Origin of the sequence: Streptomyces botrytidirepellens, from assembly GCF_003721215.1 — a bacterium.
Taxonomy (GTDB): Bacteria; Actinomycetota; Actinomycetes; order Streptomycetales; family Streptomycetaceae; genus Streptomyces; species Streptomyces himastatinicus.
This window is the reverse complement of the sequence record NZ_RIBZ01000025.1, coordinates 15,635-33,045: the sequence shown is the minus strand read 5'-3', so window position 1 is coordinate 33,045 and position 17,411 is coordinate 15,635. Positions and strand designations below refer to the sequence as shown.

General features: G+C 74.2%; 1 protein-coding gene. It reads right to left on the bottom strand.

Features of this window, described 5'->3' with window-relative positions; translation table 11 throughout:
- Nucleotides 1–21: 21 nt before the first annotated feature.
- Nucleotides 22–17,358 (bottom strand): type I polyketide synthase, encoded by a 17,337-nt coding sequence (locus EEJ42_RS01365; protein ID WP_123098209.1) that lies wholly within the window; start codon nucleotides 17,356–17,358, stop codon nucleotides 22–24.
- Nucleotides 17,359–17,411 lie beyond the last annotated feature (53 nt).

Here is a 17,411-nt window from a genome sequence, read left to right as displayed (position 1 = left end):
TTCGCGTCGGCCGCGGTCACTTCAGGAGATCCCGAATTCCTTGCCGATGAAGTCGAAGAGGTCGTCGTCCGTGGCGGACTCGATCTCGTCGGCGACACCGGCGCCGTCTTCCGGTCCTCGGTCGTCATTCCATTGCGCGAGCAGTGCCTGGAGCCGCGCGGTGATCCTGCCCCGGTCCTCGTCGTCCGGGGCGGCCTCGGCGGCCCCGGCCAGGGACTTTTCGAGCCCGTCGAGTTCGGCGAGCAGCGAGGTGACCCCCGTCGCGTCGTCCGGCAGGATCTCGCCCCGCAGGTATTGGACCAGTGCGTTCGGTGTGGGGTAGTCGAAGACCAGCGTCGCCGGGAGCCGGACTCCGGTGGTCGCGTTCAGACGGTTGCGCAGCTCCACCGCGGTGAGCGAGTCGAAGCCGACCTCGCTGAACGAGCGGGCCGGGTCGACCGTCTCCGGGCCCGGGTAGCCGAGTACGGCCGCCACCTGGGTGCACACCAGCTCCAGCACCACCTCGTCCCGCTCGGGCTCGGACAGCCCGGCGAGGCGGGCCCGCAGCTCGTCGGCCCCACCGGCGCCTGCGGTGGCCGCCGACTCCGCTGCCCGGCGGGCGGGGGCCGCCCGCACCAGGCCGCGGAAGAGTGGCGGCAGCATGCCGACGCCTGCCTGGGCGCGGAGGGCCGCCATGTCGAGGGGCATCGGGACGAGGAGTGCGTCGCCGCTCGTGGTGTTCGCGGCGTCGAACAGCTCCAGGCCGGTGTCGGCCGTGAGCACGCCGATGCCGCCGCGGCGGATGCGGGCGATCTCCGTCTCGTCCAGCTCACCGCCCATGCCTCCGGCCACCGACCACAGGCCCCAGGCGAGGGAGGTGGCGGGCAGACCGTTGGCTGCGCGGTGCTGGGCCAGGGCGTCCAGGAAGGCGTTCGCCGCCGCGTAGTTGCCCTGTCCGGCACCGCCGAAGACTCCGGCGGCGGAGGAAAAGACGATGAATGCCTTCAGGTCCGCGGTCTGGGTGAGGTGGTGGAGGTTCCAGGCTGCGTCCGCCTTCGGACGCAGGACCTTGGCCAGCCGCTCCGGGGTGAGGGATCCGATCACGCCGTCGTCCAGCACGCCTGCCGTGTGGATGACGGCCGTCAGGGGGTGCGTGGTCGGGATCGCTGCCAGGGTTTCGGCCAGGGCGGCGCGGTCTGCCACGTCGCAGGCCGACCAGTGGACGGTGGCGCCCAGCTCGGTCAGCTCCGTTGTCAGCTCGGCCGCGCCGGGGGCCTGGTCGCCGCGACGGCTCACCAGGAGGAGGTGGCGTACGCCGCGCTCCGCCACCAAGTGGCGGGCGAACAGGGCGCCCAGGGTGCCGGACGCGCCGGTCAGCAGGACCGTGCCCTCCGGGTTCCACTCGGGGGCTTCACCCTGCGGTGCCGCTGTGGTGCGGGCCAGGCGCGGGGCCAGGACCTCGCCGTTGCGCACGGCCACCTGCGGCTCGCCGGTTGCGACGGCCGTCGCCAGGGCCTTCAGCGAGGTGTCCTGGGTGTCGGCGTCGACCAGGTGGAGGCGGTCCGGGTTTTCTGCCTGGGCGGAGCGGACCAGGCCGTGGACGGCGGCGTTTGCCAGGTCGGTGACGGGGTCGGCTGGGGTGGTGCTTACGGCGCCGGAGGTGAGGACGACCAGGCGGGAGTCCGCGAAGCGGTCGTCGGCCAACCACTGTTGCAGCAGCCCCAGCACCTGGGTGGTGGCCTGATGCGCCGTGGTGGCGGGCGAGCTTTCCTCTACCCCGCCCCTTCCCGCAGCATCGATATGCGGCTCCGCCGCGTGGTGGGGCTCCGCCCCAAGGCCCCGGTCCTCAAACGCCGGACGGGCTGGAGATGCCGCACCCGGGCGTTCAAAGGCCGCGCCGTCCGTGGAACGGCCCGGACGCCCTTCGGGCGTGTCCTCAATCGCCGGGCGGACTTGATGTGCCGCACCTGGCCCTTCGGGTGCCGCGCCATCCGATGTCAGGGAAACCACGACGTGCTCCGGCAGAGCCGTTCCGGAAGCTACGGCCTCGGCGAGCGCGTTCAGATCCGCGTACGCCGCGACCTCACCGCCAGCCGTTCCGAGACCGGGGACGTCCGAGCCCACTACCGCCCAGCGGTCAAGGGACACCTCGGCGGACGGGGTCGGGAGCGGGGCCCAGGCCAGGCTGAACAGGGCGTCGGACGTGGCGCTCGGGCGGGCGGCGTTCAGTTGGTCCGGGGACACCGTGCGCAGGGCCAGGCCCTCCACGGAGGCCACCGGGGCACCCGTTACGTCCGCGAGCTGGAGCGACACCGTGCCTGTCGTGGCGCCCGCGAGCCGCACCCGCAGCGCGGAGGCGCCGACGGCGTGCAGGCTCACGCCCGTCCACGAGAACGGCAGTCGGCCCTGGCCGCCGCCCTCTTCGGCGGCCGCCAGACCGAGGGCGTGCAGCGCCGCGTCCAGCAGCGCCGGGTGCAGGCCGAAGGTCTTGGCGTCGGCCTCGGTACCCTCGGGCAGCCGGATCTCGGCGAACACCTCGTCGTCGCGCCGCCAGGCCGCCTCGAGGCCCTGGAAGACCGGGCCGTACGCGAAGCCCGAATCGGCCAGGCCCTCGTACAGGCCCTCGACGGCAATCTGCTCGGCGTCGGCGGGGGGCCATGCGGCCAGGTCGAACGCACCCTCCGCAGCGTCGGCCGCAAGGGCGCCCGTCGCGTGGCGCAGCCACGGCTCGTCGGCCGGGGCGTCCTCGGCGCGGGAGTGCATCGTCAGGGCGCGGCGGCCGGTGTCGTCGGGGGCCGCGAGCGAGAGGCGGAGCTGGACGGCGCCCCGCTCGGGCACGATCAGCGGTGCTTCCAGGGTGAGTTCGTCCAGCCGGTCGCACCCCGCGTGTTCCCCGGCGCGCAGCGCCAGCTCCACGAAGGCGGTGCCGGGCAGCAGCACCGTACCCATCACGGCGTGGTCGGCCAGCCACGGCTGGGCCTGGAGCGACAGCCGTCCGGTGAAGGCGAAACCGTCCGCGTCGGGCAGCTCCACGGCGGCGCCGAGCAGCGGGTGGCCCGCCGCGTGCAGGCCGATCGCGGTGGCGTCGCCGCCGGAGGGCCCGGCGTCCAGCCAGAACCGGCGGCGCTGGAACGCGTACGTCGGCAGCTCCACCCGGTGCGCGCCGTACGGGGCGTACAGCGCCTCGAAGTCCACGGCGGCCCCCCGGACATGGGCCCGGCCGAGGGCGGTGAGCAGTGTCTCGGGCTCCGGGCGGCCGCCGCGCAGAGCGGCGGCGAAGGCGTGGCGCCCGTCCGTGACGCAGTCCTGCGCCATGGCGGTGAGCACCCCTTCCGGGCCCAGCTCCACGTACGTGGTGACGCCCTGGGCCTCCAGGGTGCGTACGCCGTCGAGGAAGCGGACCGCCTCGCGGACGTGGCGTACCCAGAAGTCGGGGGTCGTGATGTCGTCGGCGGAGACGACATCACCGGTCAGGTTGGACACGATCGGGATGCGCGGCGCCTCGTACGTCAGCTCCTCCGCGACCTGGCGGAACGCGTCCAGCATCCCGTCCATGTGCGGCGAGTGGAACGCGTGGCTCACGGTGAGCCGCTTGGTCTTGCGGCCCTGCGCCTCGAAGCCCGCAGCGATCTCGACGGCTGCGTCCTCGTCACCGGCGACCACGACCGCGGTCGGGCCGTTGACGGCCGCGAGGCTCACCCGCTTGCTCACGTGCGGTGTCACCTCGTCCTCGGACGCCTGGACGGCGATCATCGCGCCACCGGCGGGCAGTCGCTGCATCAGCGTGCCGCGCGCGGCCACCAAACGGCTCGCGTCCGCGAGGGAGAGCACACCGGCCACGTGCGCGGCGGCCAGTTCGCCGATGGAGTGGCCGGAGAGGACATCGGGCTTCACGCCCCACGCCTCGACCAGGCGGAACAGCGCCACCTCGACCGCGAACAGCGCGGGCTGGGTGTAACCCGTCTGGTCCAGCACCGCGGCGTCGTCGCCGAACAGGACGGTCTTCAACGGCTGTTCGAGGTGCGGGTCCAGCGCATCGCATACGGCGTCCAGCGCCTCCGCGAACACCGGGTACGCGTCGTACAGCTCACGGCCCATGCCGAGCCGCTGGCTGCCCTGACCCGTGAACAGGAACGCCACCTTGCCTCCGTCGGCCACCGCGTCCGCCACGAGCCCGGGCGCGGTGCGGCCCTCGGCAAGGGCGTCCAGACCGGCCAGGAGCGCATCCCGGTCCCGGGCGACGAGCGCCGCCCGGTGATCGAAGGTGGCGCGGCCGGTGGCCAGGGAGTAGCCGAGGTCGGCGAGGGCGACGTCGGGGTGGTCCGCCACATGGCTACGGAGCCGGGCACCCTGGGCGCGCAGCGCCTCCGGGGACTTGGCGGAGAGCACCCACGGCAGCGCCGTTGTGCCGTCCTCGAACCCGGGCTCGCCCGACGGACGCGGGTCCGGCTCCGGGGCCTGCTCGATGATGGCGTGGGCGTTGGTGCCGCTCATGCCGAAGGAGGAGATACCCGCGCGCCGGGGGCGGCCCGTCTCCGGCCACTCCCTCGCCTCCGCGAGCAGCGACACCGCGCCCGCCTCCCAGTCCACGTGCGGCGACGGCTCGTCGATGTGCAGGGACTGCGGAAGCACACCGTGCCGCATCGCCAGCACCATCTTGATGATGCCCGCGACACCCGCGGCCGCCTGCGTGTGGCCGAAGTTGGACTTGATGGAGCCCAGCCACAGCGGCTGCCCCTCCGGTCGCTCCCGGCCGTACGTGGCCAGCAACGCCTGCGCCTCGATCGGGTCGCCCAGCGTGGTCCCCGTACCGTGCGCCTCCACCGCGTCCACCTCGGCGGCGGACAGACCGGCGTTCGCCAGGGCCTGGCGGATGACGCGCTGCTGGGACGGGCCGTTGGGCGCCGTCAGACCATTGGACGCACCGTCCTGGTTGACCGCGGTACCCCGCACCACGGCCAGCACCTGGTGGCCGTTCTTACGGGCATCCGACAGCCGCTCCACGAGCACCATGCCGACGCCCTCGCCCCAGGCCGTGCCGTCGGCCGCCGCCGCGAACGGCTTGCAGCGGCCGTCGGTGGCCAGGCCGCGCTGACGGCTGAACTCGGTGAACACCGCGGGCGTGGTGATGATGGTGACACCACCCGCCAGCGCCAGCGTGCACTCGCCGTTGCGCAGCGCCTGCGCCGCGAGGTGCAGGGCCACCAGCGACGACGAGCACGCCGTGTCGACGGTGACGGCCGGGCCCTCGAAGCCGAAGGTGTACGACACCCGGCCGGAGGCGATGCTGCTGGAGCCGCCGGTGCCGAGATAGCCCTCGACGCCCTCGGGGACGGTGCTCAGCCGCGACACGTAGTCGTTGTGCATCTGGCCGACGAAGACGCCGACCTCCTTGCCGCGCAGCGTGCCCGGGTCGATGCCCGCCCGCTCGAACGACTCCCACGACGTCTCCAGCAGCAGCCGCTGCTGCGGGTCCATCGCCATGGCCTCGCGCGGGTTGATGCCGAAGAACTCCGGGTCGAAGTCGGCGGCGTCGTACGTGAACCCGCCCTCGCGGGCGTACGAGGTGCCGGGCCGGTCCGGGTCCGGGTCGTAGAACGCCTCGATGTCCCAGCCCCGGTCGTCCGGCAGCCGGGAGATGCCGTCGCGGCCCTCGGCCAGCAGCTCCCACAGGTCCTCGGGGGTGCGGACGTCGCCGGGGAAGCGGCAGCTCATGGCGACGATGGCGATCGGGTCGTCCTCGTCGGCGTCCTTTGCCGACGCCCGCGCCTGGGCCTGCGCCGGGACGGCCGCTGCCGCCTCGGAGCCGAGGAGTTCGTCGCGCAGGTACGCGGCGAGCGCGGTCGGCGTCGGGTAGTCGAAGACGAGCGTGGCGGGCAGCCGCAGCCCGGCGGCGGCGCCGAGGCGGTTGCGGAACTCGACCCCGGTCAGCGAGTCGAAGCCGAGGTCCCGGAAGGCCCGGGACGCCTCGACCGCGTCCGGCGAGTCATGGCCGAGCACCACGGCCACCTGGCTGCGCACCAGGTCGAGCAGCATCTGATCGCGCTCGGCCGCGTCCAGCCGGACCAGCCGCTCCACCAGCGACGAGCCGTCGCCCGCGGCGCCCGACTCGGCGGTGCGGCGGGTCGTACCGCCGCGCACCAGGCCGCGCAGCAGCGGCGGCACCATCGACACGGGCGCGCCCGTGAGCGGCGCCAGGTCGAGCTGCATGGGCACCAGGAACGCGTCGCCGACCTCCTGGGCGGCGTCGAACAGCGCCAGGCCCTCGTCCGAGGACAGGCCCAGCACGCCCGAGCGGCTCATGCGGGACTTGTCGGTGGCCTCCAGCTCGCCGGTCATGCCGCTGGCCTCGGCCCACAGACCCCACGCGAGCGAGGTGGCGGGCAGGCCCTGGGCCTGGCGGTGGCGGGCGAGGGCGTCCAGGAAGGAGTTGGCCGCCGCGTAGTTGGCCTGGCCGGGGCCGCCGAACGTACCGGCCGCCGAGGAGAACAGCACGAACGCGGACAGGTCCAGGTCCCGGGTCAGCTCGTGCAGGTTCAGCGCCGCGTCCACCTTGGGCCGCAGCACCTTCTCCAGCCGCTCGGGAGTCAGCGAGCCGATCACCCCGTCGTCCAGCACACCGGCCGTGTGCACCACGGCGGTCAGCGGATGCTCGGCGGGGACGGCGGCCAGGACGGCGGCGAGCTGGTCCCGGTCGGCCGCGTCGCACGCGGCGATGGTGACCTCGGCTCCCAACGCGCGCAGCTCGGCGGCGAGTTCGGCCGCACCCGCGGCCTGCTCCCCGCGCCGGCTGGTCAGCAGCAGGTGCCGGGCGCCGCGCTCGGTCACCGCGTGCCGGGCGACCAGGCCGCCCAGAGTGCCGGTGCCGCCGGTGATCAGCACCGTGCCGTCCGGGTTCCACGCGGCGGGCACGGTGAGGACGACCTTGCCGATGTGGCGGGCCTGGCTGAGGTAGCGGAACGCGTCCGGGGCCTGCCGCAGGTCCCATGCGGTGATCGGCAGCGCATGCAGCGCGCCCTGCTCGAACAGCTCCAGCAGTTCGCCCAGCATCTCCTGGATGCGGTCGAGACCCGCCTCGGTCAGGTCGAACGCCTGGTAGGAGACGCCCGGGTAGGCGTCCGCGACCTCCTCGGGCACCCGGACGTCCGTCTTGCCCATCTCCACGAACCGGCCGCCGCGCGGCAGCAGCCGCAGCGACGCGTCCACGAACTCACGGGCCAGCGAGTCCAGGACGACATCCACGCCACGTCCGCCGCTGACCTCGCGGAACGTGTCCTCGAAGGCCAGGTCGCGGGAGGACGCGATGTGGTCGTCGGCGAGCCCGAGGCCGCGCAGCGTGTCCCACTTGCCCGGGCTGGCGGTGGCGTAGACGTCCACGCCCCAGTGGCGGGCCAGTTGCACGGCCGCCATGCCGACGCCACCGGCGGCGGCGTGGACGAGCAGCGCTTCGCCGCCGCGCAGGTCCGCCAGGTCGCGCAGCGCGTAGTACGCCGTCATGAAGACGATCGGCACGGACGCGGCCTGCGCGTACGACCAGCCCTGGGGCATCGGCACGACCATGCGGCGGTCCACGACCACCAGCGGCCCGAACCCGCCGGGCAGCATGCCCATCACCCGGTCGCCGGGCGCCAGATCGGTGACACCGGGGCCGGTTTCGAGGACGACACCGGCGCCCTCACTGCCCATCAGGCCCGCGTCGCCGGGGTACATGCCCAGCGCGTTCAGCACGTCGCGGAAGTTCACACCGGCGGCCCGGACCGCGACCCGCACCTGCCCGGCCTCCAGCGGCGCGGCGGCCTCCGGGGTCGGCAGCAGCGTCAGGTTCTCCAGCGTGCCCTTGTCCTGGATGTCCAGCCGCCACGCCTGCTCACCGGCGGGCGGCACCATGGGCCCGTCGGCGGCGATGCGCGCCAGCCGGGGCGCGTGGACGGCGCCGCGGCGCAGCACGAACTGCGGCTCGCCGGAGGCCAGCGCGGCGCCCAGCGCCTCGTACGAGGCGTCGGTGCCGTCGAGGTCGACCAGCACCAGCCGGTCGGGGTTCTCCGACTGCGCGGAGCGCACCAGACCCCACACCGGGGTGTGCGCCAGGTCGTGGGTGCCCGCGTCACCGGCGGTGGCCACCGCGCCGCGGGTCACCAGGACCAGCTGCGAGGCCGCGAACCGCTCGTCGGCCAGCCACTCCCGTACGAGGGCCAGCGTCTCCTGGGTGGCGGTGTGCACCGCGCCCGTCACATCGCCGTCGGCGCCACGCGGGTCGAGGTACGCCAGAACGTACTCGGGCGCCGTCCCGGCCTCGCCCAGCGCGGCCAGATCGGCGTGGACCGCCGCACCGGACGTCAGCGCGGCGGGCGCGCCACCGCCGAGGACCGCCCACCGCGCGGTGCCTTCCGCGGCGCCTTCCGTGGCCACGGGCACGGTGGCCCAGTCCAGCCGGTACAGCGACTCGTGGTACGCGGCGGGGCGGGCGCCCGCGAGCTGCCCGGCCGCGACCGGGCGCAGCGCCAACTGCTCCACCGAGGCCACCGGGGCACCGGTCCCGTCGGCCAGCTCCAGCGCCACCGCGTCCGCCCCGGCCGGGGTCAGCCGCACCCGGAGCGCACCGGCGCCCACCGCGTGCAGCGACACCCCGCCCCAGGAGAACGGCAGCCTGCCCTGCTCATCGCCGTCGGGACGGGCGAACGTGCTGTGCAGCGCGGCGTCCAGCAGCGCCGGGTGCAGCCCGAACGCCTTGGCCTCGGCCTCGGCGCCCTCGGGCAGCCGGACCTCGGCGAACACCTCGTCACCGCGCAGCCAGGCCGCCTCGAGGCCCTGGAACACCGGGCCGTACGCGAACCCGCCCTGCGCCAAGTGGTCGTAGAGCCCCTCGACATCGGCGGGCTCGGCGCCCGGCGGCGGCCACGCCGTCAGATCGAACGAGGGCTGCGGGGCGCCCGCCACCAGCACACCGCTGGCGTGCCGGATCCACGGCACCTCGGCGGGCGCGTCCTGGGCCCGCGAGTACAGCTCCAGCGTGCGGTGCCCGGCCGCCTGCGGGGCACCGACCATGATCTGGAGCTGCACCGCTCCGCGCTCGGGCAGGACCAGCGGCGCCTCGATGGTCAGCTCGTCCAGCCGGTCGCAGCCCACCTGGTCACCGGCGCGGATCGCCAGCTCCACGAACGCGGTGCCGGGCAGCAGGACCGTGCCCATCACGGCGTGGTCGGCGAGCCACGGGTGGCTTTCGAGGGAGAGCCTGCCCGTGAGCAGGAAGCCGTCGGAGTCGGCCAGCGGCACCGCCGCACCCAGCAGCGGATGGTCCGCCCGGCCCAGACCCGCCGACTCCACGTCGCCCACGAAGCCCGCCGGGGACGTCAGCCAGAAGCGGCGGTGCTGGAAGGCGTACGTGGGCAGGTCGACGCGGGACGCACCGGTCCCCGCGAAGTACGCCGCCCAGTCCGGCGTCACGCCACGGACGTGCAGCCGGGCGAGGGCGGCGGTGGCGGTGTCGGCCTCGGAGCGGTCCTTGCGGAGGACGGGCGCGAAGGCGGCATCGCTGTCGGTCAGGCAGTCCAGGCCCATGGCGGACAGCACACCGTCGGGGCCCAGTTCGAGGTAGGTCGTGACGCCCTGGGCCTCCAGGGTACGGATGCCGTCGAGGAAGCGGACGGCCTCGCGGACGTGGCGCACCCAGAAGTCGGGGCTGGTGATCTCCTCGGCGGAGACCAGCTGACCGGTGAGGTTGGAGACGATCGGGATGCTCGGAGCCTCGTACGAAAGCCCCTGCGCCACCTCACGGAACGCGTCCAGCATCCCGTCCATGCGGGGCGAGTGGAAGGCATGGCTGACGGTGAGGCGCTTGGTCTTGCGGCCCTGCGCCTCGAAGGTCGCGGCGATCTCCAGCGCGGTGTCCTCGTCACCCGCGATGACCACGGACATCGGGCCGTTGAGGGCGGCGATGCTCACGCGCTCGGTGAGCAGCGGCGCCACCTCGTCCTCGGACGCCTGCACCGCGATCATCGCGCCACCGGCGGGCAGTTCCTGCATCAGACGCCCACGCGCGGCGACCAACTTCGCCGCATCCTCCAGCGAGAGCACACCCGCCACATGGGCAGCGGCCAGCTCGCCGATGGAGTGGCCGGAGAGGAAGTCCGCACGCAGCCCCCACGCCTCGACCAGGCGGAACAGCGCCACCTCGACCGCGAACAGCGCGGGCTGGGTGTAACCGGTCTGGTCCAGCACCGCAGCGTCGTCCCCGAACAGGACCGTCTTCAGGGGCGTTTCGAGGTGCGGGTCCAGTGCGTCGCACACCGCATCCAGCGCTTCGGCGAACACCGGGTACGCGTCGTACAGCTCACGGCCCATGTCGAGCCGCTGGCTGCCCTGACCCGTGAACAGGAACGCCACCTTGCCGTCCGCCACCGAGCCCTCGACCAGCCCCGCGGCGGAATCGCCGCGCGCCAGCGCCTCCAGGCCCGCGACCAGCGCGGCGCGGTCCTCGCCGACGACCACCGCACGGTGGTCCAGCGCGGCACGCGTCGTGGCGAGCGAGTAGCCGAGGTCGGTCAGCGGCAGCTCGGGCCGCTCCTCCAGGTGGGCGAGCAGCCGTACGGCCTGCGCACGCAGCGCGTCGGCGGACTTACCGGACAGCGTCCAGGGCAGCACCCCGGCCGCGCGGGGAGCGGCATCCGACGTGGGCCGGGGCTCCGGCTCGGGGGCCTGCTCGATGATGGCGTGGGCGTTGGTGCCGCTGACGCCGAAGGACGAGATGCCCGCGCGGCGCGGACGGTCCGTCTCCGGCCACTCCCTCGCCTCCGCGAGCAGCGACACCGCGCCCGCCTCCCAGTCCACGTGCGGCGACGGCTCGTCGATGTGCAGGGACTGCGGAAGGATGCCGTGCCGCATCGCCTGCACCATCTTGATGATGCCCGCGACACCGGCGGCCGCCTGCGTGTGGCCGATGTTCGACTTGATGGAGCCGAGGTACAGCGGCTGTTCGGCGGTCTTCTCCTTGCCGTATGTGGCCAGCAGCGCCTGCGCCTCGATCGGGTCGCCCAGCGTGGTCCCCGTACCGTGCGCCTCCACCGCGTCCACCTCGGACGCGGAGAGGCCCGCACCGGCCAGGGCCGCGCGGATGACGCGCTGCTGCGACGGGCCGTTCGGCGCCGTCAGCCCGTTGGACGCACCGTCCTGGTTGACCGCCGTGCCGCGCACCACGGCCAGCACCTGGTGGCCGTTCTTACGGGCGTCCGACAGCCGCTCCACCAGCAGCATGCCGACGCCCTCGGCCCAGCCCGTGCCGTCCGCGCCGGAGGCGAAGGACTTGCAGCGGCCGCTGGCGGACAGGCCGCCCTGGCGGCTGAAGTCGATGAAGGTGTCCGGGGTGGACATGACGGTGACACCGCCCGCGAGCGCCATGGTGCACTCGCCGCTGCGCAGCGCCTGGGCCGCGAGGTGCAGCGCCACCAGCGACGACGAGCAGGCCGTGTCGATGGTGACGGCCGGGCCTTCGAGTCCGAAGGTGTACGCGACGCGGCCCGAGGCGACACTGCCCGCCGTACCGGTGCCGAGGTAGCCCTCGAGGCCCTCGGGGAGCGCGGTCAGCCGGGAGAGGTAGTCGTGGTACATGACGCCGGTGAAGACGCCGGTCTTGCTGCCGCGCACGGCCGCCGGGTCGATGCCCGCGCGCTCGAACGCCTCCCAGGAGGACTCCAGCAGCAACCGCTGGTGGGGGTCCATGGCGAGGGCTTCGCGCGGGTTGATGCCGAAGAAGTCGGGGTCGAAATCGCCCGCGTCGTAGAGGAATCCGCCCTCGATGGTGGCGCTGGTGCCCGCCTGCCCCTGGTCGTCGCCCAGGATGCCGTCCAGCTGCCAGCCGCGGTCGGTGGGGAAGCCGGAGATGGCGTCGGTGGCGCCCATGACGAGCTGCCACAGCTCCTCGGGGCTGCTGACGCCGCCCGGGTAGCGGCAGCTCATGCCGACGATGGCGATCGGCTCGTCGTCGGCGACGGCGGTGGCCGCCGCGGGGGCCGCGGCGCCCTCGTCGGCTTGGTCGCCGAGGATTTCGGTGCGCAGGAAACCGGCGAGCGCGGTGGGCGTGGGGTAGTCGAAGACGAGGGTGGCGGGGAGCCGTACGCCGGTGACGGCGCCGAGGCGGTTGCGCAGCTCGACGGCGGTGAGCGAGTCGAAGCCCAGCTCCTTGAAGGCGCGGCCCGAGCCGACCGCCTCCGGGCCCGCGTAGCCGAGGACGGCGGCGACCTGGCCGCAGACGACCTCCAGCAGCAGCCGGTCGCGTTCGGGGACGGACAGCCCGAGGAGCCGTTCGGCGAGCCCGCCGGGGGCGGCGGCGCCCGACTCGGCGGTGCGGCGGGCCGTTCCGCCGCGCACCAGGCCGCGCAGCAGCGCGGGGACCATGGTGGCATCGGCGTGGCGCAGCGGCGCCAGGTCCAGGTGCATGGGGACGAGCGCGGGGTCGCCGACGGCGAGCGCGGTGTCCAGCAGGGCGAGGCCCTCGTCGGAGGAGAGGGCGGCGACTCCGGCGCGGGTGATGCGCTGGATGTCGGTGTCGTCCAGGTCGCCGGTCATGCCGCTGCGTTCGGCCCACAGGCCCCAGGCGAGGGCGGTCGCGGGGAGCCCACGGGCGCGGCGGTGCTGGGCGAGGGCGTCGAGGAAGGCGTTGGCTGCCGCGTAGTTGGCCTGGCCGGGGCCGCCGAGCGTTCCGGCGGCGGCGGAGAACAGGACGAACGCGGACAGGTCCAGGTCGCGGGTCAGCTCGTGCAGGTTCAGTGCCGCGTCCACCTTGGGCGGCAGGACACGGTCGACGCGCTCGGCGGTGAGCGAGCCGATGACACCGTCGTCCAGCACACCGGCCGTGTGCACCACGGCGGTCAGCGGGTGGGCGGCCGGGATGGCGGCCAGCACCTCGGCCAGCGCGGCGCGGTCGGCCACGTCGCAGGCGGCGAGGGTGACGTCGGCGCCGGACGCGCGCAGTTCGGCGACGAGGTCGGCGGCGCCGTGCGCGTCGGCGCCGCGCCTGCTGAGCAGCAGCAGGTGGCGTACCCCGTGCTCGGCGACCAGGTGGCGGGCGACCAGGCCGCCCAGGGTGCCGGTGGCGCCGGTGACCAGGGCGGTGCCCTCGGGGTCGAGGGCGGGCACGGTGTGCGCGGCGTCGGAGGCGACCTTCGCGAGGCGCGGTACGACGACGGACCCGGCGCGGACCGCGAGCTGCGCTTCGCCGGTGGCGAGGGCGGGGGCGAGCGCGCGGTACGAGGCGTCGCTGCCGTCGATGTCGACGAGGGTGAAGCGGTCCGGGTTCTCGGACTGCGCGGAGCGCAGCAGGCCCCACAGCGGGGCGTGCGCCAGGTCCTCGGTGTCGGCGTCCGCGGCGGTGGCGACGGCGCCGCGGGTGGCGATGACCAGCCGGGAGCCCTCGAAGCGGTCGTCGGCGAGCCAGCGTTGGGCCAGGTCCAGCGCGCGGTGCAGGGCGTCGCGTACGCCGTCCTGGACAGGAAGGTCCGCCTCGGCCGGGAAGAACGGCGCGACGACGGCCTGCGGCACCGGGGCGCCGCCGGTCACGGCCTCGCCCAGCGCGGCCAGGTCGGCGTATCCGGCGGCGGTGGGCAGCGCGGCGGCCAGGGCCGGGGTGTCGTCACCCAGCAGCGCCCACTGCCCGGCCACGACGGTGGTGGCGGAGGGCACCGGGGCGGGGGTCCACTCGACGCGGAACAGCGCGTCGTAGAAGGCGCCGCGCGCGGAAGTCACCTGCTCGGGCGAGACCGGGCGCAGCAGCAGGGCGTCGACCGAGGCGACGGGCGCGCCGCTCTCGTCGGTCACCAGGACGGCCACGGTGTCCTGGCCCGCGGGCGAGAGCCGGACGCGCAGCGCGGAGGCGCCGACGGCGTGCAGCCGGACGCCGCTCCAGGAGAACGGGAGGCGGCCGTGTTCGGTGTCCTCCAGCAGGGAGCCGATGCCGACGGCGTGCAGGGCGGCGTCCAGCAGCGCCGGGTGCAGCCCGAACAGGTCGGCCTCGGCGCGGGCGCTGTCGGGCAGGCGTACCTCGGCGTACACGTGGTCGCCGTGCTGCCAGGCGGCCTTGAGGCCCTGGAACACCGGGCCGTAGGCGAAGCCGCTCTCGGTGAGCCACTCGTACAGGCCGTCGACGGGGACCTCGGTGGCGTCGGCCGGCGGCCAGGTGGTGAGGGTCTCCTCGGGGGTCGTGGCGCCGGTGGCGAGCACACCGGTGGCGTGGCGGGTCCACTCGCCCTCGCCCCAGGTGCCGTCGGCGGCCTCTTCGAGCCGCGAGTGCAGGGTCAGCGAGCGGCGGCCGGTGTCGTCCGGCGCGCCCACGGACACCTGCACCTGCACCCCGCCCTGCGGGGGCAGGACGAGCGGCGCTTCGAGGGTCAGCTCCTCCAGCACGTCGGCGCCGACGTGGTCACCGGCGCGGATGGCCAGCTCCACGAAGGCGGTGCCGGGCAGCAGCACGGTGTCCATGACGGCGTGGTCGGCGAGCCACGGGTGGGTCTGGAGGGAAAGCCTGCCGGTGAACAGGAATCCGGCCGCATCGGCGAGCGAGACGGCGGCACCGAGCAGCGGGTGGTCGGCGGAGCCGAGCCCGGCGGCGGTGACGTCGCCGGTCCAGGGACCGGGGGGCTCGGGCCAGTACAGCTCGCGCTGGAAGGCGTAGGTGGGCAGTTCGACGCGGCGGGCGCCGGAGCCCGCGAAGACGGCGGCCCAGTCGACGGCCACGCCGTGCACATGGGCGCGGGCGAGCGCGTCGGTCAGGGCGGTGGCCTCGGGGCGGTCGCCGCGCAGGACGGGGACGAAGGCGGCGCCGTCGGCGGTGACGCAGTCCTGCGCCATGGCGGTGAGCACACCGTCGGGGCCCAGCTCCACGAAGGTGCCGACGCCGTACTCCTCCAGCCTGCGGATGCCGTCGGTGAAGCGGACGGCCTCGCGGACGTGGCGGACCCAGTGGTCGGGCGAGCAGATCTCGTCGGCGGAGACGGACGCGCCGGTGAGGTTGGAGATGACGGGGATGACCGGCGGCGCGTAGGTGACGCCCTGCGCGACCTCGCGGAACGCCTCCAGCATGCCGTCCATGTGCGGCGAGTGGAAGGCGTGGCTGACGGTGAGCCGCTTGGTCTTGCGCCCCTGGGCCTCGAAGGCCGCGGCGATCTCCCGAGCGGCGTCCTCGTCGCCCGCGATGACCACCGAGGTCGGGCCGTTCAAGGCGGCGATCGAGACACGCTCGGTGAGGAGCGGCGCCACCTCGTCCTCGGACGCCTGGACGGCGATCATCGCGCCGCCGCCCGGGAGTTCCTGCATCAGTCGGCCGCGCGCGGCGACCAGGCGGCAGGCGTCGGCGAGCGACAGCACGCCCGCCACGTGGGCGGCGGCCAGTTCGCCGATGGAGTGGCCGACGAGGAAGTCGGGCTTCACGCCCCACGTTTCCAGCAGCCGGAACAGCGCCACTTCGAGGGCGAACAGGGCGGGCTGGGTGTAGCCGGTGCGGTTGAGCACGTCGCCGTCGTCGCCGAACATGACGTCGCGCAGCGGCAGTTCGAGGTGGCCGTCGAGTTCGGCGCACACCTCGTCCAGCGCCTTCGCGAAGGCCGGGACGGCCGCGTACAGGTCACGGCCCATGCCGGTGCGCTGGCTGCCCTGTCCGGTGAACAGGAACGCGACCTTGCCCTCGCCGACCTCGCCCCGAACGACCCCGCCCGCGGTGCCGTCCTCGGCGAGCGCGGCCAGCCCGCGCAGCAGATCGTTCCGGCCGCCATCGCCCGCGATGACCACGGCCCGGTGGTCCAGTGCGGCGCGGGTGGTGGCCAGGGAGTGGGCGAGGTCGACCAGGCCGAGGCCCGGGGCGTCCCGTACATGGGCGGCGAGCCGTGCGGCCTGGGCGCGCAGCGCCTGCGCGCTCTGCCCGGACACCAGCAGCGGCAGCTGCCCGCCGAGCCCGGACCACTCCCCCTGTGACGAGCCGTCGGTGGCCGTCTCCGCCTGGCGGTCCTCGGCGGGCGCCTGCTCGATGACGGTGTGGGCGTTCGTACCGCTGACGCCGAACGAGGAGATGCCCGCGCGGCGCGGCTGTCCGGTCTCCGGCCACGGTGTGTTCTCGGTGAGCAGGGACACCGCGCCCGCCGACCAGTCGACGTCCCCGGAGGGCGCGTCGACGTGCAGCGTCTTGGGCAGCACCCCGTGCTCGATGGCCTTGACCATCTTGATGATTCCGGCAACACCGGCCGCGGCCTGGGTGTGCCCGAAGTTGGACTTGACGGAGCCGAGCCACAGCGGGCGGCCCTCGGCCCGGTGCTGCCCGTACGTGGCGAGCAGCGCCTGCGCCTCGATCGGGTCGCCCAGCGACGTACCGGTGCCGTGCGCCTCGACGGCGTCGACCTGGGCCGGGGTGAGGCGGCCGTCGGTGAGCGCCTGCCGGATGACGCGCTGCTGGGACGGGCCGTTGGGCGCCGTCAGGCCGTTGCTCGCACCGTCCTGGTTGATGGCGGAGCCGCGGACGATGGCGAGCACCTGGTGGCCGTTCTTGCGGGCGTCCGACAGCCGCTCGACGAGCAGCATGCCGACGCCCTCGCCCCAGCCGGTGCCGTCCGCGCCGTCCGCGAACGCCTTGCAGCGGCCGTCGGGGGCGAGGCCCCGCTGGCGGCTGAAGTTGATGAACGCGCGCGGGCTGTTCATGACCGTGACACCACCGGTCAGCGCCAGCGAGCATTCGCCGTTGCGCAGCGCCTGCACGGCCAGGTGCAGCGCCACCAGCGACGCCGAGCACGCGGTGTCGACGGTGAGCGCCGGGCCCTCCAGGCCGAAGGTGTAGGAGATGCGGCCGGAGATGACGCTCGCCGCGTTGCCGGTCAGCAGATACTGCTCGACGCCCTGCGGCAGCCGGTGCATCAGCTCCGGGTAGTCCTGGCCGTTGGTGCCGATGAAGACACCGGCCTTGCTGCCGCGCAGCGTGGCCGGGTCGATCCCGGCCCGCTCGAACGCCTCCCAGGAGGTTTCCAGCAGCAGCCGCTGCTGCGGGTCCATGCCGAGGGTTTCCCGCGGGCTGATCCCGAAGAATCCGGCGTCGAACTCGCCGGCGCCCTCCAGGAATCCGCCCTTGTCGGTGTAGCTGGTGCCCTGCTGGTCGGGGTCGGCGTCGAAGAGCGCCGACACGTCCCAGCCGCGGTCCGTGGGGAAGTCCGTGATGGCGTCGCCGCCACCGGCCACGAGCTGCCACAGCTCCTCCGGAGACGTGACGCCTCCGGGGAAGCGGCAGCTCATGCCGACGATCGCGATCGGCTCAGGCTCCTGCGACTCGACCTCGCGAAGACGCTGCCGCGTCTGGTGCAGATCGGCAGTTACCCGCTTGAGGTAGTCGAGGATCTTGTCCTGATCCGCCATTGGAGTCTCACCCATGCTTCTCGTCACAAACCTTGCGCCCGCGGACCTTCAGA